The following is a 24,771-nucleotide window of genomic DNA, read 5'->3' on the forward strand; positions in this document are numbered from 1 at the left end:
GGTGCGGAACTCGACGTGCAGGTCCTTGACCTCGAGCGGAGGGGCCTCGCGGCCGGACCTCGGGGTGGGAGCCACCGAGCCTTCCTGGCTCAGCACCTCGGTTGTGGGTTCAGACATCGGCCCTCACTGGAGCTTCGGGTCGAGGGCGTCGCGCAGAGCGTCGCCCGCGAGGATGAACGAAAGGACGGTGCCCACCAGGAGACCCACCGGGAAGAGCAGGAGCCAGGGGTCGGTGTCGAAGTAGACCTGGTGCATGTTGATCATCACTCCCCACGAGGCGGCGGGAGGCTGGAGCCCCACGCCGAGGAAGGTGAGCGTGGCCTCGGCGGCGACGAAGCTGCCGAGCATGATCGTGGCGTAGACCAGCACCGGGGCGATGGTGTTGGGCAGGATGTGCCGGAACATGATCCGGGAGTTCGTCGCCCCCAGGGCCCGCGCCGCCTGCACGTAGTCGAGGTTCCTCGCCTCGATCACGCTGCCCCGCATGATCCGGGCGATCGTGGTCCACCCCAGCACGATGAGGGCCAGCGCCACGGTCCAGATGTTGCGCGAGCTCACCATGGCCAGGATCACCAGGGCCCCGAGCAGGAACGGCAGCGACAAGAAGATGTCGGTGACCCGCGACATGATCGCGTCCAGCCATCCGCCGAAGAAGCCCGAGAGCAGGCCGATCACGCCGCCGAGCAGGACCACCGCCGCGGTCGCGAGCACCGCGATGGCCAGCGACGGACGCGCCCCGTAGATCGCGTGGGCGTAGTAGTCGCAGCCCAGCAGGTTGTAGCCGAACGGGTGGCCCGAGGTCGGAGGCTGCCGGGAGAGGCTGATCGAGCAGTTGAACGGGTCCTGGCTGGTCCAGAGCTTGGGGAAGACCGCCATCGAGGTCACCACGAGCAGGTAGACCACCGAGAGCATGAAGATCGGGCTTCGGACCAGGCGCTTGCGGGCGTCGCCCCACAAGCTGGTGGGCTTGCCGGTGCTGGCGGCCTCGACCACTCCCTCGGCGCCGTCGCCGGCGGTGGGGGACGTGGTGCCGGTGGCACCGGTGGCCATGGACGACGGGTCAGTCATAACGGATCCTCGGATCGAGAACGGCGTACAGGATGTCCACCAGGAGGTTGACCACCAGGAAGACGAGCACCAGCGCGGTCACGATGCCCACGACGACCGACGGCTGCTGCTGCTGGATGGCGCGGAAGATCTCGCGCCCGATCCCGGGCACCCCGAAGATGCCCTCGGTCACCACCGCGCCGCCCATCAGGCCGCCGAAGTCGATGCCGATGTAGGTGATCACCGGGATCAGGGAGTTGCGCAGGGTGTGGACGCCGATGACGCGGCTCTCCGACAGACCCTTGGCCCGGGCGGTGCGCACGTAGTCGGCGCGGACGTTCTCCAGGATGCTGGTCCGGGTCAGGCGGGCCGTGGTGGCGAGCGAGATCGAGCCGAGCACGAGGCCCGGGATGATCAGGCTGGCCCACGGGTAGTCCGGTTTGAAGACCGGACTCATCACGCCGTAGGCGAACCAGTCCGGCCAGTCGCCGCTCTCGCGGAACCAGTTGCCGACGTTGACCAGGAACACGTCGCGGACCAGGAAGCCCAGGACGAAGACCGGCACGGAGATGACCAGCACGGTGCTGATCTTCACCAGGTAGTCGATGAAGTTCCCGGAGCGCAGACCGGCCAGCACACCGGCGGTGATGCCGACGACGATCTGGAAGAGGATCGCGATGATCACGATCTTCACGGTGTAGGAGAGACCGTCGGCGATGATGTCGGTGACCGGGCGCCGGGTGAAGTTCATGCCCAGGTCGAAGTGGAGGAAGATGCCGCTGAGGCGGTCGAGGTAGAGCCCGAAGCACGGGTCGCCGACCCGGGTCAGGCACTCGTCGCCGAGTCCGAGGGACTCCGACATCGCCTCGAGCTGGGCCTCACTCGGCCGTCGGTCGCCGAAGATGGCGCGGGCCGGGTTGCCGGTGAGCTGGATGCCCAGCGAGGTCAGGTAGTGCAGAAGAAAGATGGCGCCCAGGACAGTAGGGATGAACTGGAGCAGGCGCCGTACGACGTAGCGTCCCACGCGGGGGTCCTCCTGAGGAGGCCGACCACGAGACGGCGGCGACCTCCCGTGAGGGAAGCCGCCGCCGCCATCGGGGCCGGCGTGATGGTACGGACTTGCTAGTTCATCGAGATCTGGCCGTAGTCCACGTCCGTGATCGGGTTGTGAACCATCTCAGCCACGTTCTCGCTCCAGACGACCGTCGTCAAGCCCCACCACATCGGGATGACGGGCATGTCCTCGACGAGGAGGTCCTCGGCCTGCTGGTAGAACGGGATGGCGTCCTCCAGCGAGTCGGCGCTGTCACCGTCGGCGATGAGCTGGTCGAACTCCTCGTTGGCGTAGCCGGAGTTGTTGCTCGGAGCACCGGTCGTGTAGAGCGGAGCCAGGTAGGTCTCCATCACCGGGTAGTCCGGGCCCCAGCCGAGGCGGTACGGGCCGGTGAACTCCTGGTTGTCGGCGATGGCGAGGTACTGACCGAAGTCGGTCACGTCGACCTTGAGCTTGTAGTCGATGCCGAACGCGCTCTTCCAGCCGTCACCGATGGCCTGCAGCCACTCCTCGTGACCCGCGCCACCGTTGGCCCACAGCTCCACCGGGCCGTCGATGCCCTCGGACTCCTCGTAGAGCGCCTTGGCGGCGTCCACGTCGTACTCGCAGTACTCGCAGATGCCCTCGCGGGCGCCGTCGAAGTTCGGAGCCACGAAGCCGGTCGCCGGGGAGAGCGAGCCGTCGAAGATGGCGTCGATGATCGCCTGGCGGTCGATCGCCATGGAGAGCGCCTGGCGCACCTTCGGGTCCTGGAACCGCTTGTCGTAGTTCGGCAGGCCGAGGTAGGTGAAGCTGGAGCTGGGCTCCTTGAGCAGCCGGTCGCCGAGGTTCTGCTCGAGCTCGGCGATCTTGTTCGGCGGCACGGTGTACATCACGTCGAGCTCGCCACCCTCGAAGGCGGCGTAGGCGGCGTCGACCGAGTCGAAGATGCGGTAGGTGAGGGTGTCGGGCTTGCCCTTGTCCTCACCCGCGTAGTCCTCGTTGCGGGTCAGCTTGATCTGGACGTTGTTCTCCCACTCGCCGTCGATCTTGTAGGGACCGTTGCCGATGGGCTGCTTGTTGCAGGCGTCCCAGTCGTCGACGCACTCCTGGGCCATCGGGAAGAACCCGGAGTAGCCCAGGACCGACTCGAAGCCCGAGAAGGGCTCGGTCAGCTCGATGGTGAAGGTGAGGTCGTCGACCTTCTTGAGGCCGGAGAAGGTCGCGTCCTTGGGAGCGTTCTTCTTCTGCAGCTCGTCGAAGCCGGCGATGCGGCTCATGAAGTAGGAGTTGTTCTGCGTGTTGTTGATGTTCGCGGCGTAGTTCCACGAGCGCAGGAACGAGTCGGCGTCGACGGGCTCACCGTTGGTGAAGGTGTAGCCGTCCTTCAGCGTGACCGTCCAGGTCTTGTTGTCGTCGCTCTCGATGGACTCCGCGACGTCCAGCTGGGGAGCACCCTCCTGGTCGTACTTGACCAGGCCGCGGTACATCTGGCGCACCACGAGGATCGAGGGCTCGTCGTCCGCGGCGCTGGGCACCAGGAACGCGGGCTCGGAGCTGTAGATCCGCAGGTCGCCGCCGGCCGAGCCGGCGTCCGAGCTGCTGTCCGAGCTGTCGTCGGAGTCCGATCCGCCGCAGGCGGCGGTGAGCATGCCGAGTGCCGCGACGGTCGCCGCGAGCCTCACCCTTGCTGTCCTTCGCATAAAAGTCCTCCATCTAGAACGCCGTCCCCGGCGCACGGTCAGGACGATTTCGTCCCGCGCGGTCACCATGTCACCGATCCGCCGAAAGGACGAGAGGGTGTTATCGACTTGTGACTGCACCGATGCCGGAGCGACTCGTTGACGGGTGGTTGACAGTCGTTGACCGGTCGTCGACCCGCTGCGCCGGGGAGGCCGCGTCCTACTTGGTGAAGGCGCCCGCGTCGACGGGCAGGGTGACGCCGGTGACGTAGCGGCCCTCGTCGCTGGTGAGGTAGATGAGGGCGTTGCTGACGTCGTCGGACTCGATCCAGGGCACGTCCAGCGAGTTGAGACCCACCATGCCGGGGATGGCCTTCTCCTCGGTGGGCTCGGGGTCGTCGGGCACGAACATCGAGTAGGTCCCGGGGTTCTGGATCATGATGGTGGCGACGTTGGTCGGGTGCACCGTGTTGACCCGGATGTTGTAGGGCGCGAGCTCGTTGGACATCGTGCGCATCAGGCCGACGATGCCGTGCTTGGCGCTCACGTAGTGCGCCACGTGCTGGATCCCCTTGAGTCCGCCGATCGAGCTGGTGAAGACCATGGAGCCGCCCTCGCCCTGCTCGATGAGGCGGGGCACCGCGACCTTCGCGGTGTGGAAGACACCGGTGAGGTTGACGTCGATCATGTCGCGCCACATCTCCGAGGTCAGCTCCCACGACTTGCCGTAGGTCGCGATCCCGGCGTTGGCCAGCACGATGTCGATGCGGCCGAGCTCGTCCACGCCCTCGTCGAACGCCTTCTGGAGACCGTCGAGGTCGCGGACGTCGGCCTTGCGCGCCACGATGCGCTGACCCGTGGCCTCGACGGCCTTCACCGTCTCCTGCAGCTCGTCCTCGGTGGCGAGCGGGTAGAAGGGAGTCACCGTGTCGATCTGCTCGCAGATGTCGACCGCGATGATGTCGGCCCCCTGCTCGGCCATCCGGATCGCGTGATTGCGGCCCTGACCACGTGCGGCACCCGTGATGAATGCGACCTTGCCTGCCAGGCGTCCTGCCATGAGGAGACTCCATTCTATGCGCATGATTGGGATTAATATGATCCACGCCACAACAGTCCCCGTCAAGGTCGGAGTGCGGACGCTGAGCCGTGAGGGCATTGTGACGCAGGTCATAGATGCGTATGGTTCGCAGAGTTGACTACTTGCACCACTCTCGGAGGCCACCATGACGTCCACGACCGAGGCGAGCGGCGCGACCGCCGACGCGCCCGACATCTTGTCGCCGGAGTACCTGGCCGACCCCTACCCCTTCCAGCGGGTGCTCCGCGACCAGTACCCGGTGCTCCACCACGAAGCCACCCAGAGCTGGCTGCTGAGCCGGTTCGAGGACGTGGCCGGCGCCTTCCGGAGCCCGTCGTTCTCCAGCCGCAACTACGAGTGGCAGCTCGAGCCGCTGCACGGCCGCACCATCTTGCAGATGGAGGGCACCGAGCACTCCCGGCACCGGGCCCTGCTCAACCCGTTCTTCCGGGGCAAGGGCCTGGAGAGGTTCATGCCGGTGATCACCGAGAACGCGATGGGACTGATGGAGGAGGTGGTGCAGCGCGCCGGCAGCGAGCTGATGGACAGCGTCGCGGGCAGCGGCCGGACGGACTTCGTCGCCGACTTCTCCACCTGGTTCCCGATCAACGTGATGGTCGACATGCTCGGCCTGCCCAAGAGCGACCACGCCCGCTTCCACCGCTGGTACGAGTCGATCATGGCCAGCCTCAACAACCTCGCGGGCGACCCGGAGATCGCGGCCGCGGCGGAGGCGACCCGCCACGAGCTGCGCGACTACATGCTGCCGATCATCCAGGAGCGGCGCACCGGCGACGGCGAGGACCTGCTCTCCCGCCTCTGCCGGGCCGAGGTCGAGGGCCAGCAGATGTCGGACGAGGAGATCAAGGCGTTCGTCAGCCTGCTCCTGGTGGCCGGCGGCGAGACCACCGACAAGGCGGTGGCCAGCATGGTCCGCAACCTGATCCAGAACCCCGACCAGCTCGAGGCGGTGCGCCGGGACCGCTCCCTGGTCGACAACGCGATCGCCGAGACCCTGCGTCACTCGGGTCCGGTGCACATGATCATGCGCCAGACCGAGGAGGACGTGGAGCTGCACGGCACGACCATCCCGGCGGGCTCGACCTGCATCATGATGCTCGCCTCGGCCAACCGGGACGACCGGCAGTTCGCCGACCCCGACCGGTTCGACATCTTCCGCGAGGACCTGGACGTGGCCAAGGCGTTCAGCGGGGCGGCCAACCACGTGCAGTTCATCCTCGGCCGTCACTTCTGCGTGGGCTCGCTGCTCGCCCAGACCGAGATGCGCATCGCGCTCGAGCTGGTGCTCGACCACATGGAGAACCTGCGGTTCGCCGAGGGGTTCGAGCCGCGGGAGGTGGGCCTCTACTCCCGCGGCATCCCCGAGCTGCTCCTCGAGTTCGACCCCGTCACCCGGTGAGGGGCGACGGGGCCGGCGGGGTCAGCCGCGGCCGTCGACCGGCTCCACGTCGAGGCCGGAGCCCTGCGCCGCCTTGCCGATCGAGCTCTTGATCAGCGACTCCAGGTCGAGTCCGGTGGAGGTCTTGAGCATGTTGAGGGTCTGCACCACGTTGTCGTTGACCTGACGGGGCAGGGCACCGGCACCGTCGGTGGAGATCACGGTCAGCTGGTCGATGTTGGACATCGGGGCGGCGACCTCGCGGGCGATCGCCGGGAGCACCTCGATCAGCATCTGCAGCACCGCCGCGTCGTTGTAGTGCGCGAACGCCTCGGCCCGCTTGTCCATCGCCTCGGCCTCGGCCTGCCCGACGGCCAGGGTGGCGGCCGCGGTGGCCTCGCCCTCGGCGCGGGTGGCGTCGGCCTCGGCGACGCGGCGGGCCTTCTCGGCCTCACCGCGCCGGGCGCCCTCGATCGCCTCGGCCTCGGCCAGCGCCGTACGACGGGACTTCTCGGCCTCGCCGTTGAGCCGGGCCTTCTCGGCCTCGGCCTGGGCGGCGGCGATGGTGGCGGCCTTGCGCGCCTCGGCCGCGGCGATCTCGGCGTTGCGCTGCGCCTCGGCCTCCTGCTCCACCTTGTAGCGGGCGGCGTCGGCGGGCTTGCGCACCTCGGTCTCCAGGTTGCGCTCGGTCAGCGCCGCCTGCCGGACGGCGACCTTCTCCTGCTCGAGCAGGATGGCCTGGTCGCGGTCGGCCTGGGCCAGCGGGCCGGAGGCGGCCGCGGTGGCCGCGGCGGCGTCGGTCTCGGCCTTGATCTCGGCCTGCTTGAGGGCCAGGGTCCGGGTGGAGACCGCGATCTCCTGCTCGGCGGCGATCCGCGCCTGCTCGGCCGCCTGACGGGCGTTGGCCTCCGCGATCGAGGCCGCCTGCTGGATCCTCGCCGCCTCGGGACGCCCGAGGTCGGCGAGGTAGGTGCCGTCGTCGGTGACGTCCTGGATCTGGAAGGTGTCGAGGATCAGCCCCTGGCCGGTGAGCGAGTTCTCCGACTCGTCGGCCACCCGCTGGGCGAAGGCGGCCCGGTCGCGGATGATCTGCTCGACGGTGAGACCGCCGACGATGGAGCGGAGCGCACCCGCCAGCACCTCCTGGGTGAACGCCTCCACCTCCTGCTGCTGGCTGAGGAACCGCTGCGCCGCGAGCCGGATCTGGTCGGCGTTGCCGCCCACCTTGACGATCGCCACGCCCTCGACGTTGAGCTTGATGCCCTGGCCGGAGACCGCGCCGCGGATCTGCACCGAGATGCGCCGCGAGGAGAGGTCGAGGGTGCCGAGCCGCTGGACGAAGGGGATGACGAAGACGCCGCCGCCCAGGATCACCTTCTGGCCCGACAGGTCGGTGCTGAGCGCGCCCGTCTCCGGGTTGAGCACCGCCTTGCCCTTGCGGCCGGTGACGATGAACGCCTGGTTGGGCCCGGCCACCTTGTAGCGGCTGGTGACCAGCAGCACCAGGAGTACCACCAGGAGGACGAGCCCCGCGATGGCGACGACGGGGGTGGACGGTTCCATGGTGTTCTCCTCGGGAGTGCGGGTGGCGTGCGGGTGGAGTGCGGTCAGGGAAGCTCGGGCCACACCGGCGCGACGGTGACCGCGGTGGGCGACAGGACGCCGGTGACGTGGACCGGGGTGCCGGGCTCGATCGGCTGCTCGGCGCGGGCGTTGAGACGGAGCACGTGGCCGCCGACCAGGATGTCGACGACACCGAAGCCGTCGCCCGGCACCGACGTGACGACCCGCCCGTCCCGGCCGATCGTGTCGTCGATCGAGGGGGTGGCGTCGCTGCTGCCCTCGCCCAGCAGCCGGGTGAGCCACCAGGCGAACCAGCCGAACGCGACCCCGGTGACCACGCCGACGGGCAGCGCCAGCACGGTGCCGAGCGCGGGCTGGACGGCGGCGGCGCCGAACCCGAAGGCCGAGACGAAGGCGCCGATCACCGCGCTGGAGAAGGCGTCGCCGGCGAGTGCGTCGAGGGCGCCGTCGAAGAGGTCGCCCACGACCAGCGAGACCGCGAGGAGGGCCAGGCCCACGACTCCGATCACCAAGAAGGTCGTCACTGCGCGTCTCCCCCGCCCGCCGCCCCCTGCGGCGCGCCTAGCATGTCACGGACGCCCCGCGACGCCGTCGGCGGGCGAGGAGCGTGAGGCACGAAAGGTGCGCGATGACGCAGGGCACGACGCGGAGCACGGACTGGCAGCCCGACCTGCTGGGCCCGGGCTACCAGCAGCTCAGGTTCGACCTCGGCGACGACCCGGACGGCCAAGGGCCGATCGAGGCGGTGCTGGTGCGCCGCACCGTCCGCGAGGACGAGCGGGTCGGCGGCGCCGTCCTCTACGTGCACGGCTTCTCCGACTACTTCTTCCAGACCGAGCTGGCCGACTTCGCCGCCGCCCGCGGTCTGGCCTTCTACGGGCTGGACCTGCGCAAGTCCGGCCGGGCCCGCAAGCCGGACCAGACCCCGCACTTCGTCAGCGACCTCGCCCTCTACGACCGCGAGCTCGAGCTCGCCCTCGAGCGGATCCGGGCCGAGACCGGGTCGGCGCCGGTGGTGGTGGTGGCCCACTCCACCGGAGGGCTGATCACGCCGCTGTGGCTGGACCGCCGCCGCCGCGCGGGTCGGGTCCACCCGGTCGCCGGCCTGGTGCTCAACAGCCCCTGGTTCGACCTGCAGGGCGGGGCCACGCCGCAGGCCAACGCGGTGCTGCGCGGCCCGGTGACCATGGCGCTGCGGGGGCTCGCCAGGGCGCAGCCGATGCGCGAGCTCAAGCTGGGGGTCACCTCGGCCTACGGCGCCTCGCTGCACGTCTCCGGGGGCGGCCAGGGCGAGTGGGACTACGACGTGGCGCTCAAGCCCATCCTCGGCGACGCGGTGACCCTCGGCTGGGTGGCGGCGGTGCGCCGCGGTCACGCCCGGCTGCACCGCGGTCTCGACGTCGGCGTCCCGGCCCTGGTGCTCCGCTCGGACAAGTCGAAGTTCGCCCGCCGGTGGAGCCCCGAGTGCGACCGGGCCGACCTGGTGCTCGACGTGCAGCAGATCGCCAAGTGGGCGGGCTGCCTGGGCAACGAGACGACGATCGTGCCCATCCCCGACGCCCGCCACGACGTCTTCCTCTCCCTCGCCGAGCCGCGGCAGCGGGCCTACGACGTGGTGGACCGCTGGCTGGCGAGCCACGGGCTCGGTCGCCCTTGAAGCCCCCTTTGCCTCCCCTTAGCGGGGCACTACTTCGCGCTTAGCGAGCGGCGGGCGAGGCTGGCGGCCAGACGACCTCGCACGGACTCGGGAGCTGACATGAGGAATGCAGTGCTGGCGGTCGCAGTCATCGTGCTGATCGCCGCCGTCGCCCTCGGCGCCTGGCTGATCTGGGGGGGCGACGACAGCTCGACGACCACCGGCGAGTGCGACGGGCACGCCTACGAGCTCACCCTCGAGGAGGAGGACCAGGGGCTCGAGATCACCTTCGAGCTCCAGACCGACTCCCCCAACGAGACCTGGGACGTCGTCATCGAGCAGGACGGGCAGCCCCTGCTCGAGGGGGAGCGTGCCACCGACGGCGGCGCGGAGCTCGAGATCGACGCGCTCGCCCGCGACGACCAGCCCAAGGACTTCGTCGTCACGGCCACCCCCTCGGAAGGCGAGCCCTGCGTCGCCTCGATCAACGGATGACCAGGAGCACCGACGATGATCCTCACCCGACGCCTCGCCCCCTTCGCGGCCACCGCCCTGCTGGCCCTGCCGCTCACCGCGGTCCTCGGAGCCGTGGCACCCGCCCAGGCCGACGTCGAGCGCCGGGGTGCCTGCGGAGACGGCAGCTACGACTTCTCCGTCGACTGGGAGGGCCGCGGCTACGACGTCACCGTCGAGCTCGACCGGGTCGGTGCGGGCACCCGGTGGCGGGTGGCGCTGCGGCACAACGGCAGGCGGGTGACCCAGGTCAGCCTCGTCGCGGACCGGGAGGGCGAGATCGACCTGGAGCGCTACCTGCGCGGCCGCCGCGGCCAGGACACGTTCAGGTTCACCGCCAAGCGGGCCGACGGCTCCCAGTCGTGCCGGGCCCGGGTGCGCACGCCCTGACCCCGGACGGCACCCGCACCGAGCCGGTGCACCGGCACCGGTAGTCAATTCCCGTGTTCGGGCTCGGGGGCGCCGCCGGCTGCGGCATCCTCGTGCGGTGGACCCGAGACGACAACGACCCGTCCACGTCATGCACCCCGGACCCGCGGGTCCCCCCGCTCGCAGCGTCCGCCGGCGGCCGGGCGCCCGGCTGCGCCGCACCGGTGCGCTCGCCTCGGTGGCGACCCTGGCCGCACTGCTCTGCGCCGCGCTCCCGGCCGGCGGCGCCACGACCCCCGCCGACCCGCGGGCCCTCACCGACCTCGAGCTCACCGGCACGCCGGGCGCCGTCACCCTGAGCGGCTCGGTGCCGTCGGTGCCCACGCCCCCCGACGCGGCAGCGCCGTACCCCGTCTCCGACCCGGCCGGCCACTCCCCGCTGACCGCCCCCGCCGGCCTGGTGCAGGCCGCGTCGGTCTCCGACCCCGCGCTGACGGCCCAGACCTACTCCCTCGCCGTCGGTGGCCACCTCACCCCCGCGACCGGCTACCGGGCCGCTGACCGGGACGCCTCGGGCGTGGCCAACCTCGCCCAGGTCTCCCGGGTCCTGGACGGTCACCACCCCCAGCTCCCGGGCGAGCCGGCCGGGCTGGGCGACGACGACGAGCGGGCCGCGGCGGTCCAGGCGGCCATCTGGTGGTTCACCGACGGCTTCGTCCTCGACCGCACCCCCGAGATGGCGCCCCTGCGGGCGGCGACCGCCTCGATCGTCGAAGCCGCCCAGACCCCCGACCCGAGCGAGGACACCTCAGGCGGCCCGGCACCCGAGCCGGGTGCGCCCGACCTGACGCTCGACCCCACCCACGACCTGGTCGCCCCCGGGAGCCCGGCGGGTCCCTTCACCGCGGAGTCGGGCAGCCCCGCGGTGACCCTGACCGCGCCGCCCGGCCACACGCTCTACGCCGACGAGGCCGCGACGCTGGCCCTGGCCAGCCCGCACACCGCCGAGCCCGGCACACCCGTCTGGCTGGCCCGGGACGCCGGTGGCCCGGGCGAGGCGGTGCTCGGCGCACGCACCCAGGTGAGCGTCGAGGCCGGCGCGGTCTACCTGCCCGTCGCGGGGACTCACGACGGGCAGGCCGGCGCGGCCGCCCCGCTGGTCCTCGCGCAGGCGGCCGACCTCGACGCCACCGCGGCCGCGACCGCCGGCTTCCACCCGGTCGCGGACCTGACCGTGCACCAGGCCTTCGCGGGCGACGCCGTCGGGACCCAGCCCGAGAGCCGGCTCGCCGTCGACTGCGGCGACGACCCGACCACGACGTTCGACGTCCCGGCGGGCGCGACCACCACCCAGACCTTCACCCGTCCCGCGGCCCGCGTCGGCGCGACCTGCGTGGTCACCTCCACCGCCGGCGAGACCGGCACGGGCGCCGTGCAGGTCTCCACCGACGCGCCGCGGAGCGTGGTGGTCGCGGCGGCCGGCTCGTCGGTGACCGTGACCGACACGGTCACGACCGGGCCGCTGCCCACGCCGGCTCCGACCACGGAACCCACCCCTGAGCCCACGCTTGGGCCCACACCTGAGCCCACACCGGAGTCCACGCCCGGCGAGGTCCCCGGGGCCACCCCGGAGGCGACGGACGACCCCGAGATCGGCGTACGGCTGAACGCGAAGCGCCGAGGGGAGCGGGTCCGCCTCTCCTGGGTGGTGCGCAACACCGGCGACGTCCCGCTCTCCTCGGTGCGGGTCCGCGCCGGGCAGCGCCACCCCTCGCTGGACGGGGGCTGGCGCCGGCACCCCGGGGTCCTGGGGGCCGGCCGGCGGGTCGGCGCCTCCGCGCTGCTCACCCCCACCCCCGCGGACCGGGCGCGCGGCCACGTCGAGGTCCGGGCCCGGGTCGTGGCCCGGGCGCCGGACGGGTCGCGGGTGGAGTCCCGGACCGTGCTGCGGGTCGCCGTCCCCGACCTCGGCCCCCGGGAGCAGGCCGCCCCTGGCCCCACCCCGTCGCCGGCGCCCCCGGAGGCGACCCCCGGCGAGCGCCCGACCCCGGCCGCGGGACCGCGCGAGCCGCAGGAGGACGGCACACCCCTGAGCCTCGGGCTCGCCCTGGCCATGATGGCCGTGCTCGGCGGCGGTGCCGTGGCGCTGCGGAACTGACCGACCGCGCACAGCGGTGTCGCCGGGTGGGCTCAGGCCTGCGGCGCGTCGAGCCGGACGCCGACCCCGCGCACCGTGTGCAGGTAGCGCGGGTGGTCCGCGCTCTCCCCGAGCTTGCGCCGGAGCCAGGAGATGTGGACGTCGACGGTCTTCTCCGAGCCGCCCCACGCCTGGTGCCACACGTCGTGCAGGAGGCTCACCTTGCTCACCACCTCGCCCGCGTGCTCGGCCAGGTGCTTGAGCAGGTCGAACTCGCGCGGCGTGAGGTCGACGACCTGCCCGTCGAGGCTGGCCCGGCGCCCGGGGACGTCGATGTCCAGCCCGCCCACGTGCAGCAGCCGGACCGGGTCCGGCGCGCTGTCGCGGGCCCGGCGCAGCACCGCCCGGATCCTGGCGCCGAGCTCGCCGACGGAGCAGGGCCGGACCACGTAGTCGTCGGCGCCGGCGTCGAGGCAGGCCACCACCGAGGCCTCGTCGTCGCGGTCGGAGGCGACGATCACCGGGACGTCGCTGACGGCCCGCAGCATCGTCAGCACCTGGTGGCCGTCGACCTCGGCCAGGTCGAGCTCGAGGACGACCACGTCGGGGGGGTGCGCCACGGCCAGACCCAGGCCGGCCATGCCCGAGGTGGTCGAGGAGACGGCGTGGCCGAGCTCTCCGAGCGAACGCACCAGCTGCGGGCGGATCCGGTCGTCGTCCTCGATGATGAGCACCTGCACCACCTCACGACGGTAGCAGCGCCGCCGGCCCTGGCACCCCGCCACAGACGCGCGGAAGGCGAGGCACCGCTCAGTCGGCCGCGCGCTCCGAGGGCGGTACGTGCCGCTCCTGGGCCTCGTGGCCCGGCGTCAGGTGGGAGACGTCGGAGAGCCGCAGCGGGGTGAACGCCCCGCCGCTGCTGACCGAGACCGGCTCGGTGACCAGGCACAGGTGGTCGCCGCCCTCGTCGAGCAGGCTCGTGCGCCGGACCACCAGGCGGTGCGGGCAGTCGAGCAGCACCGGCACCGAGCCGGGGCCCGGCTCGGTGCGCAGGCCCGCGAACTTGTCCTCCCGGTCGCCGGTGCGCGTCCCGAAGAGCTCGGCCAGCGCCAGGTCGGCGTCGGTGAGGAAGTGCAGCGCCAGGTGGCTGGAGCGCTGGGCGACCCGGGCGGTGTGGTTGGCCTTGGAGAGCCACACGCAGTAGCGCTCGGGCCCGATGCTGGACTGGGTGTGGAAGCCGACCAGGCAGCCGCCCCGCTCGGGCACCCCGTCGGTCTCGTAGCCGGTGGTCACCACGATGAGCGGGGTGTCGAGCGACGACACGATCGCGGAGAAGTCGTCCTGGTCAGCCACGGCTGCCCCCGGCCGCGGCGAGGGCCAGCTCGGTGAAGCGCGCGACGGTCAGCGGCGCCTCGGGCGGCGGCTCCGTGCCGAGCCGGACGGCCACCACCTTGCGGGAGGGCGAGACGTGCAGGATCTGCTGGCCCAGTCCGATCGCCCAGTAGGCGTCGTCGTCGGCGGCGGGCGCCATCGGGCCCTGCGGCACCTCGGCGGTGTCGGCCGGCAGCGGCGGCAGCAGCGGCCCGGGCTCGTTGATCCAGAAGAGCAGCCCGTAGCCGGCGTTGAGCTCGGAGCTGGGCCGCTGGGTGGCCTCGCGCAGGAAGCTCCTGGAGACGATCCGGCACCCGCGGTACTTTCCGCCGTCGGCCAGCATCACCCCGAGCCGCGCCAGGTCGGAGCAGGTGGTGAGCAGCCCGGCGAAGACCATCATGTTCCCCGAGGGGTCGCGCAGCAGCGTGCTGTCGCGCATCTTCAGCGGCCCCAGCAGCGTCTGGTGGGCGAACCGGTCCACGGGTCGCCCGGTGGCCTTGCGCAGCACCTCCTCGAGCACCTGGATCGCGGAGTTGTTGTAGAACCAGGTCGTCCCCGGCGGGTGCTGCTGGGAGAGCCGGATCGAGAAGCGCGTCTTGTTCCGCGCGGCGATCATCTTCTGGTAGTCGGTCTCGAAGGCCCACTCGCGGCCCGAGGTGTTGGACAGCAGGTGACGGACGGTGATCGTCCGCGACGGCGTACGCCGCCACTGCGGGACGTACTTCGAGACCCGGTCGTCGAGCCGCAGCATCCCCCGGTCCTGGGCGATGCCGACCAGGAGCGCGGTCACCGACTTGGTGATCGACCAGGCCGGCGTGGTGGCCTCCTCGGGCGCGAGGTCGCGGGAGAGGACCGTGCGGCCGCGGCGCACCACGGTGACGCAGTGCGAGCCCGCCGCCCGGGCCTCCGCGACGAGCGTGCGCCCCGCGCCGCCGGCACCTTCCGCGCCGCCGGCGGGGCCGGCGGGGCTGTGGGGGGCGGGCCCGTCCGCGACGGGCACCGCGGAGGCGGACGCCGTGGCGCACAGGACGACGACGGCGACCAGCCCGGCCACCGCCCGGGCCGGAGTCGTGCGCGATCTCATGAGCGCACATTACGCGGCGGGGCCACGGGCCGGGAGGTCCTGGACACGGCTTGTGTCGACGTCTTCGACCGAACCCACCACGAGGTGACGGTTCGTCCTGCACCCTGGAGGGGTGAGCGACGAACGACTCGAGACCCTCGCCCTCAACCTGGCCTGCGTGGTGGCGGCCGGCTTCACCGCCTTCGTGCTGGGACTGTGGGCCGAGACCGGCGAGACCACCCCCGGGGCGGTCGCCGGGATGCTCCTGGTGTGGGCGGTCCTGGGCGTCGGCTGGCTGATGGCGCCCACCCGCCGGGGCCTCTCCTGACCCACCCCCGGCAGGCCGGTCGCAGGTCAGTCGCCCACCGCGTCCCGGCCGCGCCTGACCAGCTCGGGGTCGGGAGCCAGGACGATCTGCTCGTCCTTGCCCTCGTAGTCGAAGAGGCTCAGGAAGAGCCGCATCGCGGCGATCCGCCCTCGCTTCTTGTCGTTGCTCTTGATGGAGTGCCAGGGGGCCTCGTCGACGTCGGTGCGCAGGAACATCTGCTCCTTCGCCTCGGTGTAGGCCTTCCACCGGTCCAGGCTCTCCAGGTCCATCGGTGAGAGCTTCCAGCGCCGCACCGGGTCGAGCTGGCGGATCGCGAACCTGGTCCGCTGCTCCTGCTGGGTCACGGAGAACCAGAGCTTGGTGACCTGCACGCCGGACTCGTTGAGCATCCGCTCGAAGAGGGGCGCCTGCCGCATGAAGACGTCGTACTCGTCGTCGGTGCAGAACCCCATCACCCGCTCGACCCCGGCGCGGTTGTACCAGGAGCGGTCGAAGAGCACGATCTCGCCGGCGGTCGGCAGGTGGGTGACGTAGCGCTGGAAGTACCACTGGCCCTGCTCGGTGGTGGTCGGCCGGTTGAGCGCGACCACCCGGGCGGCGCGGGGGTTGAGGTGCTCGGTGAACCGCTTGATGGTGCCGCCCTTGCCCGCCGCGTCGCGGCCCTCGAAGACGACCACGAGCCGGCGCCCGGTGTCCTGCACCCAGTACTGGAGCTTGAGCAGCTCGATCTGGAGCAGGTACTTCTCGACCTCGTAGTCCTCCCGGGTCATCAGCTCGTCGTAGGGGTAGTTCTCCCGCCAGGTGTCGACCGCCTCCCCGTCGGGCCCGATCAGCATCGGGTCCTCGCCCTGGTCGTCGCGGACGGTGTAGCCGCCCTCGCGGAGGCTGTCGATGTAGTGGCGGAGGTCCATGTGTTGCGGCATGGACCCTGTGTACCCGGAACACCCCTACGCTGACGCGTGTGACACCCGAGCTGCCGGACCCGGCCGACCCCCGCCGCCGGTGGTCCGCGGACCGGACCATGGGGGTGGTCGGGGCGGCCGGCCTCGCCGTGGCGCTGGCCGGCCTGGGCCTCGACGAGACCACCATGGTCACGGTCGGATTCCTCGTCTTCGTGCTCGCCGGCTGGTGGTTCCTCGCCTTCTGACCCGCGCGTCAGAAGAGCCCTGCAACCGCGCAGGGCCTTTCTGCGTCCTCTACGCAAGAATGAGGAGGGGAGCGTGGACGGCACCATGACGGCATCGGGGGGCTCGGTGGGCCTGAGCACAGATGAGCGGGGGTCGACGCGGGACGTCGACTTCTCGGCCTACATGCGGGCACGTCAGCCCTCCCTGCTGCGCACCGCCTACCTCCTGACCAGCGACCTGGCCAGCGCCGAGGACCTGGTGCAGAGCGCCTTCGCCAAGCTCTACCTCTTCTGGGACAAGGTGCGCGACCGGGAGTCCCTGGACGGCTACGTGCGGCGGATCGTGGTCAACGAGCACAACTCCCTGTGGCGCCGGGCGTGGAAGCGGCTCGAGCGCAGCTCCGACGTGGTGCCGGAGACGGCGGTGCTCGACGAGTACGACGACCAGCGGGGCACCGCCCTGTGGCACTTCGTGGAGTCGCTGCCGCCGAGGCAGCGCGCGGTGATCGTGCTGCGCTACTACGAGGACCTCTCGGAGGCGGAGATCGCCGCCACGCTCGGGATCAGTGCCGGGACCGTGAAGTCCCAGGCGAGTCGGGCGCTGGCCACCCTGCGAGAACGGGCCGCGGAGCATCCGACGACCCTCGGAGAGCAGGAGGAGGGACGATGAGGGACTTCGAGCAGGAGCTCCGGGCCGCCCTGAGCCGCCGGGCCGAGGGCGGGGTCGCCGGCTCCTCCCTCGACCTCGCGGGCGTCAGGCTCCGGGCCCGCCGGATCGAGCGGCGCCGGCGCGGGGTCGGCGCGGCGGCGGCCGCCGCGGTGGCCGCGGTCGCCATCCCGGGGGCGGTCGCGCTGGGCCCGGCCCTCGACCGCACCTCCGAGGCGCCGACGGGCTCGCCGGCCACCTGGTCCCCCGCGCCGACGCCGGAGCACGCCCTGCCCGGCGACGGCTCCCTGGACTTCCGCGACCTGCCCCTGGGGCCGGACCCGGCGATCGGCTACCTCGACCTCAGCGACCGGGCCCCGGTCGTGGTGGAGCCGGGCGGCAACGAGACCGTGCTCGAGCTGGAGCACACCCCGGTGCGCTACACCGACCTCGAGGACGGGCGCTACGTCGTCCTGACCCGCGACGACGAGGGCGAGCGGTACGTCGAGATCACCGACTCGGCCGGCACCACCCGGCAGGTGCACCGGAACACCGGCGGCTTCGCCGTCGACGAGGCGCACTCCCAGGTCGCCTGGGGCAACGCCGAGGGGGAGGTGCAGGTGATCGCGGCCGGGGTCGAGGAGCCGCGGGTGCTCGGCGAGCTGCCGTTCGCCGCCGTCCTCACCGTGACCGACCTCAACGGCACCGACTGCTTCGCGGCCGGGTCGATGGACTTCGGCTGCGTCGCCTGGGTCGAGGCCACCGACGCAGCCGGCGGCTTCGCCGGGGCCTTCACCATGAGCATGGACGAGGCGGCCCCGGTGGAGGGCACCACCGCCGACTTCCAGCGGCACGCCGACTCGATCACCGTCGGGGACCGCGAGGACCCCGGCAGCCTCGACTACGCCGCCGGCACCGTGGGCCCCGGCGAGGACGGGCGGCTCTGCTCAGAGGTCCGCGGCGACGGCCCCGACGAGTCGCTCAGCCGCTCGCAGCTGACCACCTGCGAGCACACCTTCGACTCCTTCTCCGCCGACGGCCGCACCCTGCTCGCCTGGGAGTCCGAGGGTGACGGCGCGGGCCACCACACGATGGCCCTCTACGACCTGCCCACCCGGACGCTGCTGTGGGAGCGGAGCGCGACCACCGACCGGATGGGCCTGCTCCCCCACGCCGAGTGGGAGGACGAGGAGCACCTGCTCGCCCCGGTCTTCCAGGTCGGGGGCTGGCAGCTGGTCCGGTTCTCCCGCGACGGGGCGCTGGAGCGCGTCACCGGGCAGGTGATGGGCGAGGAGCAGGAGCCTCCGTTCCTGCCCGAGTCCCAGCACTCCGCCCGGTGACCGGCGAGGCTCAGTCCAGGGGCAGCAGCACCGCGCCGGCGTGGGCCGGGAGCTCCACCCCGCCGGGGACGGCGCTCGCTCCCGCGGGGGTCGCCCAGCGGACCACGTGGTCGCCCCCGAGGTCGACGGTGACGGGCTCGTCGGAGAAGTTGACCGCCACCGCCACCTCGCCCCGCGACATCACGAACCACCGCGCGTCCTCGTCGTACTCGCACGAGGTGCGGCGCAGGTCGGGGTCGGTCAGGTCGGGCAGCTCGCGGCGCAGCGCCGCCAGCGACCGGTAGACCTCCAGCAGCACGGCGTGCCGTCCCGCCTCGGCCTGCGACCAGTCCAGCTTGGAGGCCAGGAAGGTCTGCGGGTCCTGAGGGTCCGGGACGGTCGAGACGTCCCAGTCCATCCGCTCGAACTCCTTGACCCGGCCCTCCGAGACGGCCCGCCCCAGCTCCGGCTCGGGGTGGGAGGTGAAGAAGGCGAACGGCGTGGAGGCCGCCCACTCCTCCCCCTGGAACAGCATCGGGGTGAACGGACCGGCGAGCGTGAGCAGGGCGGCGACGGCGAGCTGGTCGTCGTCCAGGTGGGCGGTGAGCCGGTCTCCGGCCGCCCGGTTGCCCACCTGGTCGTGGTTCTGGTTGCAGACCACCAGCCGCCAGCCGGGCATGTGCTCGACGTCGACCGGGCGGCCGTGCTCGCGGCCCCGGAACGACGACCAGGTGCCGTCGTGGAAGAACCCGCGCTCGCAGACCTTGGCCAGCGCCGAGAGCGGGGCGAAGTCGGCGTAGTAGCCGGTCGTCTCCCCCGTCAGCGCCACGTGGACGGCGTGGTGGAAGTCGTCGCTCCACTGCGCGTCCAGGCCGTAGCCGCCCCCCTCGCGCGGCGTGATCAGCCGCGGGTCGTTGAGGTCCGACTCGGCGATCAGCGTGAGCGGACGCCGCTGCCGGGCCGAGAGCCGCGCGGTCAGCACCGCCATCTCCTCCAGCAGGTGGGTGTCGGAGGAGTCGGGCAGCGCGTGCACGGCGTCGAGCCGCAGGCCGTCGACGTGGAAGTCCTCCAGCCACATCCGCACGTTGTCCAGGATCAGCGCCCGGACCTCGCCGCTGCCCTCGCCGTCGAGGTTGAGGTGCTCGCCCCAGGTGCTGCGCCCCTCGCTGGACAGGTAGGGGCCGAAGAGGGGCAGGTAGTTGCCCGACGGGCCGAGGTGGTTGTAGACGACGTCCTGGATCACACCCAGGCCCGCGGCGTGGCAGGCGTCGACGAAGCGGCGGTAGGCCGCGGGGCCGCCGTAGGCCTCGTGCACGGTGAACCAGGCCACGCCGTCGTAGCCCCAGTTGTGGGTGCCGTTGAAGCCGTTGACCGGGAGCAGCTCGACCAGGTCGACCCCGATCTCCTTGAGGTGGTCGAGCCGGCCGATCGCGGCGTCCAGGGTGCCCTCGGGGGTGAAGGTGCCGACGTGGAGCTCGTAGATCACCGAGCCGGCGAGCTGCCGGCCGGTCCAGCCGTCGTCCTGCCAGGCGTACGCCGCGGGGTCGTCGGTGCGTGCCGGGCCGTGCACCCCGTGGGGCAGCCGCCGGGCCCGGGGGTCGAAGACCAGGTGGTCGCCGCCGTCGATCCGGTAGCCGTAGTCGACCTCGCCGAGGGGCTCGGGCCCCACCGGGTGCCACCAGCCGTCGTGCTCGCCACCGGTGGACCGCTCCATCTCCACCGTGCGGCGCGACCCCTCGGGGCCGACGACGAGCTCGAGCGACTCCGCGTGCGGGGCCCAGACGTCGAAGCGACCGCGGCCGCGTGAGGTGTCGGGGACCAGCAGGGCCACCGGGTAGTCGGCGAGCAGGTGGGCCACCTCGACCAAGCCGTCGCTGTCCGGACGGACCCGGCGGTCGGTGAGGAGGTCGACGTACTGGCCGGGCGGGAGCTCCAACGCCGTCTCGCCCCAGCCGCCGGCGCGCACCAGGCCGACGGGCAGCCGGGTCGCCACGGTGATCGCGCCGGGCCCGTCGGCACCCCGGGAGAACGCCAGCACGTGGTCGGCCGCCGGCCCGTGCGCGGTGAGCGGCCGGTAGCCCTCGAACCACTCGGGGTGGTCGCGGCGGGCGGTCAGGGCCACGTGGGTCACCAGCAGCTTGGCGGCGCCGTCGTCGTCGGCGTGGGCGTGCACGTGGGGGCGCTCGCCCAGCCGGAGCTTCTCCAGCAGCCCGATCCGGCGCGAGAAGTCGACGGGACGCCTGTTGTCGGGGTCGACCAGGCTCTGCTCCCACAGCTCGCTGCCCTGGTAGACGTCGGGGACGCCGGGCACGGTGAGCCCGACCAGCTTGGCGCCCAGCGAGTTGACCCATCCGGGAGCCGACAGCGCCTCCACCAGCTCGGCGACCACCGCGTAGACCTCCGGGCGGTCGAAGACGGCGTCGACGCACCGGTGGATCGCCGCCTCGAACTCCTCGTCGGGCGCGGTCCAGGTGGTCCCCTGGGCGGCCTCGCGCATCGCCTTCTCCGCGTAGCCGTGGAGCCGCTCCCGGTAGGGCTGCACCGGCTCCTCCAGCGCGGAGGGCCAGGCGCCGACGATCGCCTGCCAGAGCAGGTTGGCGAACCCCGCGTCGGGCACCGGCACCAGCTCGAGGAGGCGGTCCAGGGCGGCCGCCCACTGCTCGGGGATCTCGGCGAGCACGGTGATCCGGGCGCGGGTGTCCTCACCGCGCTTGGTGTCGTGGGTGGAGGCCGCGGTCATCGCGTGCGGCCAGTCGGCCTGCCGCCGGGTCATCGCCTCGTGCAGGTCGCCCGGGGCGACGGCGAAGATCGCGGGGTCGGCGCCGACCTCGTTGAGGGAGGTCAGCCGGGCCCAGCGGTAGAACGCGGTGTCCTCGACGCCCTTGGCCATCACCATGCCGCTGGTCTGCTGGAACCGCAGCGCCGGGTCGGCGGCGCCGTCGGCCAGCACCGGGCCGACCACGTCGAGCACCGCGATCAGGTCGGGGCGGTGCCGGCGGGCCTCGGCGAGCGCCCGCTCGAGGTGGGCGTGCCCCTCCGGCAGGTAGGACCGGTAGACCGGGAAGCAGGCCAGGAGCTCGGCGACCGCGTCGGCCAGCTCGGCGGGCTCGGGGACGCGCTGCTCCTGCGCGGCGAGCACGTGGGCGACCTCCCGGGAGATCCGGCGCACCTCGGCCTGGAGGATCCCGTCGGCGATCGCCCGCTTGGAGTCGTGCACCATCGCGCGCCAGTCGACCCGGGCCCCGCGCAGCCGGGCCTCCAGGGCGTCCAGCGGCTCCTCGCCGGCCGGGTCGACGAAGACCCGGTCGACCAGCGCCAGCACGTCGTAGCCGGTGGTGCCGTCGGTGCGCCAGGAGGCGGGCAGCTCCTCGCCGGGGTGCAGGATCTTCTCGACCAGCACGTAGCCGTCGCCGGTCAGCTCGGCGAGGTCCTCGAGGTAGCCGGCCGGCTCCCGCAGGCCGTCGGGGTGGTCGACGCGCAGCCCCTGCACCAGCCCCTCGTCGAACCAGCGCCGGATCTCGGCGTGCGAGCGCTCGAACCACTCCGGCTCCTCGACCCGCAGCGCGGCGAGGGTGTTGACCGCGAAGAAGCGGCGGTAGTTGAGGTCGGTGTCGGCGCGGCGCCAGCTGACCAGCTCGTAGTGCTGCCGGGCGTGCACCTCGTCGGCGTCGGCCTCGTGCGGGCCCAGCGCCTGCACGCTCTCGGGAGCCAGCGGGAAGCGGTGGCCGTGGTAGTGCAGCTCGCCGGCCAGCACGCTCAGGTTCTTGATCCGGGTCACCCCGTCGACCTCGACAAGGTCGTCGTCGCCGACCACCGGGATCAGCAGCCGGCCGCCGCCGGCGTCCCAGTCGATGTCAAAGGCGCCGGCGTACGGCGACTCCGCCCCGTGGGTGAGCACGTGCCACCACCACTCGTTCTGCCAGGGGCTGGCGATGCCGACGTGGTTGGGCACGATGTCGACCAGCACCCCCATCCCCAGACGCTGTGCCTCCGCCGCCAGGGCGGCCAGCCCCGAGGCGCGCCCCCGCGAGGGGTCGATCGCGCGGTGGTCGGCCACGTCGTAGCCGTGGCTGCTGCCCGACTCCGAGGCCAGCAGCGGGGAGAGGTAGACCCAGTCGACGCCGAGCTCGTGCAGGTAGGCCAGGGCACGGGCCGCCTCGAGGAGGTCGAACTCCTCGGTGACCTGGAGACGGTAGGTGCTGCGCGGGACGCGGCGTCCCGGGTCCGGGGCGCTCACTGCTCGGCCATCGCCATCAGGGAGGCGGCGACCGAGGTCTCCGGCTCCGCCTCCGGGGTGTCGTACTGGCGCAGCACCAGCACGCTGCGGCCCTCCAGGGTCAGCCCCTCGCCGGGCTTGAGCGGGGTCCGGGAGATCTCGGCCGCGGCGGTGTCGACGACCGCCTCCCACGAGGCGGCGTACTCCTCGGCGGGCAGCACCAGGTCGACCGGCGCCTCCCCGGCGTTGAAGTAGAGGAGGAAGTGGTCGTCGACGAACGGGGTGCCGGTGGTGTCCAGCCCGGGGATCCCGTGGCCGTTGAGGTACATGCCGATCACCTGGGCGCCCTCCTCGGTCCACTGACCGTCCTGCATCGGCTCCCCGTCGGGGTGCAGCCACACGATGTCGTTGAGCCGCTCGCCGTCGCCGGTGCGGACGGTGTCTCCGGTGAAGAAGCGCCGGCGGCGGAAGGTCGGGTGCTCGCGGCGCAGCCGGGCCACCGCGGCGGTGAACTCGGCGAGCGGCCAGTCGGCGCGCTCCCAGTTGACCCAGGAGATCTCGGAGTCCTGGGCGTAGGTGTTGTTGTTGCCCTCCTGGGTGCGGCCGATCTCGTCGCCGTGCGCGATCATCGGCACGCCCTGGCTCAGCAGCAGGGTGGCGAGGAAGTTGCGCTGCGCGCGGGCGCGCATCGCCAGCACCTCGATGTCGTCGGTGGGGCCCTCGACGCCGAAGTTCTGCGACCGGTTGTGGCTCTCGCCGTCGTTGTTGTCCTCGCCGTTGGCCTCGTTGTGCTTCTCGTTGTAGGAGACCAGGTCGCGCAGGGTGAACCCGTCGTGGGCGGTGACGAAGTTGATGCTGGCGAAGGGCCGGCGGCCGGAGTGCTCGTAGAGGTCGGAGGAACCGGCCAGCCGGGAGGCGAACTCGCCCAGGGCCGGCTCGCCGCGCCAGAAGTCGCGCACGGTGTCGCGGTACTTGCCGTTCCACTCGGTCCACTGCGGCGGGAAGTTGCCGACCTGGTAGCCGCCGGGGCCGACGTCCCACGGCTCGGCGATCAGCTTGACCTGGCTGACCACCGGGTCCTGCTGGACGAGCTCGAAGAAGGTGGCCAGCCGGTCCACGTCGTAGAACTCCCGGGCCAGCGCCGAGGCGAGGTCGAAGCGGAAGCCGTCGACGTGCATCTCGGTGACCCAGTAGCGCAGCGAGTCCATGATCAGCTGGAGCGAGTGGGGGTTGCCGGCGTTGAGGGAGTTCCCGGTGCCGGTGTAGTCCATGTAGTAGCGCTTGTCGTCGTCGACGGTGCGGTAGTAGGCCGGGTTGTCGATGCCCTTCATGCTCAGCGTCGGGCCGAGGTGGTTGCCCTCCGCGGTGTGGTTGTAGACCACGTCGAGGATGACCTCGATGCCCGCGGAGTGCATCGCCTTGACCATCGCCTTGAACTCCTGCACCTGGTGGCCGGCGTCGCGGTTGGCGGCGTACTCGGCGTGCGGGGCGAAGAAGCCGAGGGTGTTGTAGCCCCAGTAGTTGCGCAGGCCCTTCTCCAGGAGGGTGGAGTCCTGGACGAACTGGTGGACCGGCATCAGCTCGATCGCGGTCACCCCGAGCTTGGTCAGGTGGTCGGTGACCGCGGGGTGCGCCAGCCCGGCGTAGCTGCCGCGCTGCTCCTCCGGCACGTCGGGATGGAGCTGGGTGAGCCCCTTGACGTGGGCCTCGTAGATCACCGACTCGTTGTAGGGCACCCGCAGCTGCCGGTCGCCCTCCCAGTCGAAGAACGGGTTGATCACCACGCCCAGGGTCATGAAGGGCGCGGAGTCGTCGTCGTTGCGGCTGTCCTCGTCGCCGAAGTCGTAGCCGAAGAGCGCCTGGTCCCACTCGATCTCCCCGTCGGTGGCCTTGGCGTAGGGGTCGAGCAGCAGCTTGTTGGGGTTGCAGCGCAGGCCGTTGGCGGGGTCGTAGGGCCCGTGCACCCGGTAGCCGTAGCGCTGGCCGGGCTGGACCAGCGGCAGGTAGCAGTGCCAGACGTGGGCGTCGACCTCGGTGACCTCCACCCGGGTCTCGACGCGGTTGCCGTCGTCGTCGAGGTCGAAGAGACAGAGCTCGACGCGCTCGGCGACCTCGCTGAAGAGCGCGAAGTTGGTGCCGCTCCCGTCGTAGGTCGCCCCCAAGGGGTAGGCGGATCCGGGCCAGACCTGCACGTGCGCGCTCCTGGGGTCGAGGGGTGCCT

At 72.0% G+C, this 24,771-nt stretch carries 21 protein-coding genes; 9 read left to right on the plus strand and 12 right to left on the minus strand.

Annotated elements, in window-relative coordinates:
- Nucleotides 1-123: 123 nt before the first annotated feature.
- The 4 genes from AC4BGE_RS05325 to AC4BGE_RS05340 all read right to left on the minus strand — a co-directional run bounded on the left by AC4BGE_RS05325 (nucleotide 124) and on the right by AC4BGE_RS05340 (nucleotide 5,038).
- Entirely contained in the window at nucleotides 124-1,068 is a 945-nt protein-coding gene (locus AC4BGE_RS05325) for an ABC transporter permease (protein WP_490570444.1), read from the minus strand.
- Nucleotides 1,061-2,071, minus strand: a complete 1,011-nt coding sequence (locus AC4BGE_RS05330) for an ABC transporter permease (RefSeq protein WP_490570445.1) — start codon at nucleotides 2,069-2,071, stop codon at nucleotides 1,061-1,063. Before AC4BGE_RS05330 ends, AC4BGE_RS05325 begins: the two co-directional genes overlap by 8 nt.
- A gap of 98 nt (nucleotides 2,072-2,169) precedes the next feature.
- On the minus strand, nucleotides 2,170-3,765 hold the full coding sequence (locus AC4BGE_RS05335; RefSeq protein ID WP_490570446.1) for a peptide ABC transporter substrate-binding protein: 1,596 nt from the start codon (nucleotides 3,763-3,765) through the stop codon (nucleotides 2,170-2,172).
- Between the two features lie 217 nt (nucleotides 3,766-3,982).
- Nucleotides 3,983-5,038: a mycofactocin-coupled SDR family oxidoreductase gene (locus tag AC4BGE_RS05340; protein WP_490574593.1), complete on the minus strand. Its 1,056-nt coding sequence runs from the start codon at nucleotides 5,036-5,038 to the stop codon at nucleotides 3,983-3,985.
- Here AC4BGE_RS05340 and AC4BGE_RS05345 point away from each other — a divergent pair.
- Nucleotides 4,989-6,263, plus strand: coding sequence for a cytochrome P450 (locus AC4BGE_RS05345; RefSeq protein ID WP_490574594.1), 1,275 nt, complete (start codon nucleotides 4,989-4,991; stop codon nucleotides 6,261-6,263). The two genes, AC4BGE_RS05340 and AC4BGE_RS05345, sit on opposite strands and share 50 nt — an antisense overlap.
- Nucleotides 6,264-6,284: 21 nt before the next feature.
- Here the strand turns inward: AC4BGE_RS05345 and AC4BGE_RS05350 are convergent, their stop codons facing one another.
- The gene (locus tag AC4BGE_RS05350) at nucleotides 6,285-7,805 is read right to left on the minus strand and encodes a flotillin family protein (RefSeq protein ID WP_490570449.1); all 1,521 of its coding nucleotides are present in this window, start codon (nucleotides 7,803-7,805) and stop codon (nucleotides 6,285-6,287) included.
- A gap of 44 nt (nucleotides 7,806-7,849) precedes the next feature.
- Nucleotides 7,850-8,350 carry an NfeD family protein gene (locus tag AC4BGE_RS05355; protein ID WP_490570450.1) on the minus strand — a complete coding sequence of 167 codons (501 nt, stop codon included), beginning with the start codon at nucleotides 8,348-8,350 and terminating at the stop codon, nucleotides 7,850-7,852.
- A 104-nt stretch (nucleotides 8,351-8,454) separates the two neighbouring features.
- On the opposite strand from AC4BGE_RS05355, the gene AC4BGE_RS05360 reads away from it, so the two are divergent.
- From AC4BGE_RS05360 to AC4BGE_RS05375, 4 genes are all read left to right on the plus strand, one after another.
- Nucleotides 8,455-9,483, plus strand: coding sequence for an alpha/beta hydrolase (locus AC4BGE_RS05360; protein ID WP_490574595.1), 1,029 nt, complete (start codon nucleotides 8,455-8,457; stop codon nucleotides 9,481-9,483).
- Between the two features lie 99 nt (nucleotides 9,484-9,582).
- Nucleotides 9,583-9,957, plus strand: coding sequence for an RAD1 family protein (locus AC4BGE_RS05365; protein WP_490574596.1), 375 nt, complete (start codon nucleotides 9,583-9,585; stop codon nucleotides 9,955-9,957).
- Between the two features lie 15 nt (nucleotides 9,958-9,972).
- Nucleotides 9,973-10,365, plus strand: coding sequence for a hypothetical protein (locus AC4BGE_RS05370; RefSeq protein WP_490574597.1), 393 nt, complete (start codon nucleotides 9,973-9,975; stop codon nucleotides 10,363-10,365).
- A 97-nt stretch (nucleotides 10,366-10,462) separates the two neighbouring features.
- Nucleotides 10,463-12,502: a DUF7507 domain-containing protein gene (locus AC4BGE_RS05375; protein WP_490574598.1), complete on the plus strand. Its 2,040-nt coding sequence runs from the start codon at nucleotides 10,463-10,465 to the stop codon at nucleotides 12,500-12,502.
- A 32-nt stretch (nucleotides 12,503-12,534) separates the two neighbouring features.
- Here the strand turns inward: AC4BGE_RS05375 and AC4BGE_RS05380 are convergent, their stop codons facing one another.
- The 3 genes from AC4BGE_RS05380 to AC4BGE_RS05390 all read right to left on the minus strand — a co-directional run bounded on the left by AC4BGE_RS05380 (nucleotide 12,535) and on the right by AC4BGE_RS05390 (nucleotide 14,936).
- Nucleotides 12,535-13,224: a response regulator transcription factor gene (locus AC4BGE_RS05380; protein WP_490570455.1), complete on the minus strand. Its 690-nt coding sequence runs from the start codon at nucleotides 13,222-13,224 to the stop codon at nucleotides 12,535-12,537.
- 67 nt (nucleotides 13,225-13,291) lie between these two features.
- Nucleotides 13,292-13,834, minus strand: a complete 543-nt coding sequence (locus AC4BGE_RS05385; RefSeq protein WP_490570456.1) for a flavin reductase family protein — start codon at nucleotides 13,832-13,834, stop codon at nucleotides 13,292-13,294.
- Nucleotides 13,827-14,936 carry a serine hydrolase domain-containing protein gene (locus tag AC4BGE_RS05390; protein WP_490574599.1) on the minus strand — a complete coding sequence of 370 codons (1,110 nt, stop codon included), beginning with the start codon at nucleotides 14,934-14,936 and terminating at the stop codon, nucleotides 13,827-13,829. Before AC4BGE_RS05390 ends, AC4BGE_RS05385 begins: the two co-directional genes overlap by 8 nt.
- 112 nt (nucleotides 14,937-15,048) lie before the next feature.
- Here AC4BGE_RS05390 and AC4BGE_RS05395 point away from each other — a divergent pair, with 112 nt between their 5' ends.
- Entirely contained in the window at nucleotides 15,049-15,243 is a 195-nt protein-coding gene (locus tag AC4BGE_RS05395) for a hypothetical protein (RefSeq protein WP_490570458.1), read from the plus strand.
- Nucleotides 15,244-15,269: 26 nt separating this feature from the next.
- Here AC4BGE_RS05395 and ppk2 read toward each other — a convergent pair whose 3' ends face one another.
- A complete protein-coding gene (gene ppk2, locus AC4BGE_RS05400) occupies nucleotides 15,270-16,166 on the minus strand; it encodes a polyphosphate kinase 2 (RefSeq protein ID WP_490570459.1) in 897 nt (298 codons plus the stop codon).
- A gap of 38 nt (nucleotides 16,167-16,204) precedes the next feature.
- Here ppk2 and AC4BGE_RS05405 point away from each other — a divergent pair, with 38 nt between their 5' ends.
- From AC4BGE_RS05405 to AC4BGE_RS05415, 3 genes are all read left to right on the plus strand, one after another.
- A complete protein-coding gene (locus tag AC4BGE_RS05405; RefSeq protein WP_490574600.1) occupies nucleotides 16,205-16,390 on the plus strand; it encodes a hypothetical protein in 186 nt (61 codons plus the stop codon).
- A 73-nt stretch (nucleotides 16,391-16,463) separates the two neighbouring features.
- The gene (locus AC4BGE_RS05410; RefSeq protein WP_490574601.1) at nucleotides 16,464-17,039 is read left to right on the plus strand and encodes a SigE family RNA polymerase sigma factor; all 576 of its coding nucleotides are present in this window, start codon (nucleotides 16,464-16,466) and stop codon (nucleotides 17,037-17,039) included.
- The gene (locus AC4BGE_RS05415; RefSeq protein WP_490574602.1) at nucleotides 17,036-18,355 is read left to right on the plus strand and encodes a hypothetical protein; all 1,320 of its coding nucleotides are present in this window, start codon (nucleotides 17,036-17,038) and stop codon (nucleotides 18,353-18,355) included. Before AC4BGE_RS05410 ends, AC4BGE_RS05415 begins: the two co-directional genes overlap by 4 nt.
- A 10-nt stretch (nucleotides 18,356-18,365) precedes the next feature.
- Here the strand turns inward: AC4BGE_RS05415 and treY are convergent, their stop codons facing one another.
- Both treY and glgX read right to left on the minus strand, forming a co-directional pair.
- A complete protein-coding gene (gene treY / locus AC4BGE_RS05420; protein ID WP_490574603.1) occupies nucleotides 18,366-22,571 on the minus strand; it encodes a malto-oligosyltrehalose synthase in 4,206 nt (1,401 codons plus the stop codon).
- Complete coding sequence (glgX, locus tag AC4BGE_RS05425; protein ID WP_490575072.1) at nucleotides 22,568-24,742, minus strand: glycogen debranching protein GlgX; 2,175 nt, start codon at nucleotides 24,740-24,742, stop codon at nucleotides 22,568-22,570. Before glgX ends, treY begins: the two co-directional genes overlap by 4 nt.
- Nucleotides 24,743-24,771 lie beyond the last annotated feature (29 nt).

The sequence above is a fragment of the Nocardioides sp. Z50_6 genome (assembly GCF_058215755.1).

Coding starts and splice junctions, on each gene's coding strand:
- AC4BGE_RS05325 (WP_490570444.1), bottom strand. CDS start 1,068: ATGACTGACCCGTCGTCCATGGCCACCGGTGCCACCGGCACCACGTCC.
- AC4BGE_RS05345 (WP_490574594.1), top strand. CDS start 4,989: ATGACGTCCACGACCGAGGCGAGCGGCGCGACCGCCGACGCGCCCGAC.
- AC4BGE_RS05340 (WP_490574593.1), bottom strand. CDS start 5,038: ATGTCGGGCGCGTCGGCGGTCGCGCCGCTCGCCTCGGTCGTGGACGTC.
- AC4BGE_RS05350 (WP_490570449.1), bottom strand. CDS start 7,805: ATGGAACCGTCCACCCCCGTCGTCGCCATCGCGGGGCTCGTCCTCCTG.
- AC4BGE_RS05360 (WP_490574595.1), top strand. CDS start 8,455: ATGACGCAGGGCACGACGCGGAGCACGGACTGGCAGCCCGACCTGCTG.
- AC4BGE_RS05365 (WP_490574596.1), top strand. CDS start 9,583: ATGAGGAATGCAGTGCTGGCGGTCGCAGTCATCGTGCTGATCGCCGCC.
- AC4BGE_RS05370 (WP_490574597.1), top strand. CDS start 9,973: ATGATCCTCACCCGACGCCTCGCCCCCTTCGCGGCCACCGCCCTGCTG.
- AC4BGE_RS05390 (WP_490574599.1), bottom strand. CDS start 14,936: ATGAGATCGCGCACGACTCCGGCCCGGGCGGTGGCCGGGCTGGTCGCC.
- ppk2 (WP_490570459.1), bottom strand. CDS start 16,166: ATGCCGCAACACATGGACCTCCGCCACTACATCGACAGCCTCCGCGAG.
- AC4BGE_RS05415 (WP_490574602.1), top strand. CDS start 17,036: ATGAGGGACTTCGAGCAGGAGCTCCGGGCCGCCCTGAGCCGCCGGGCC.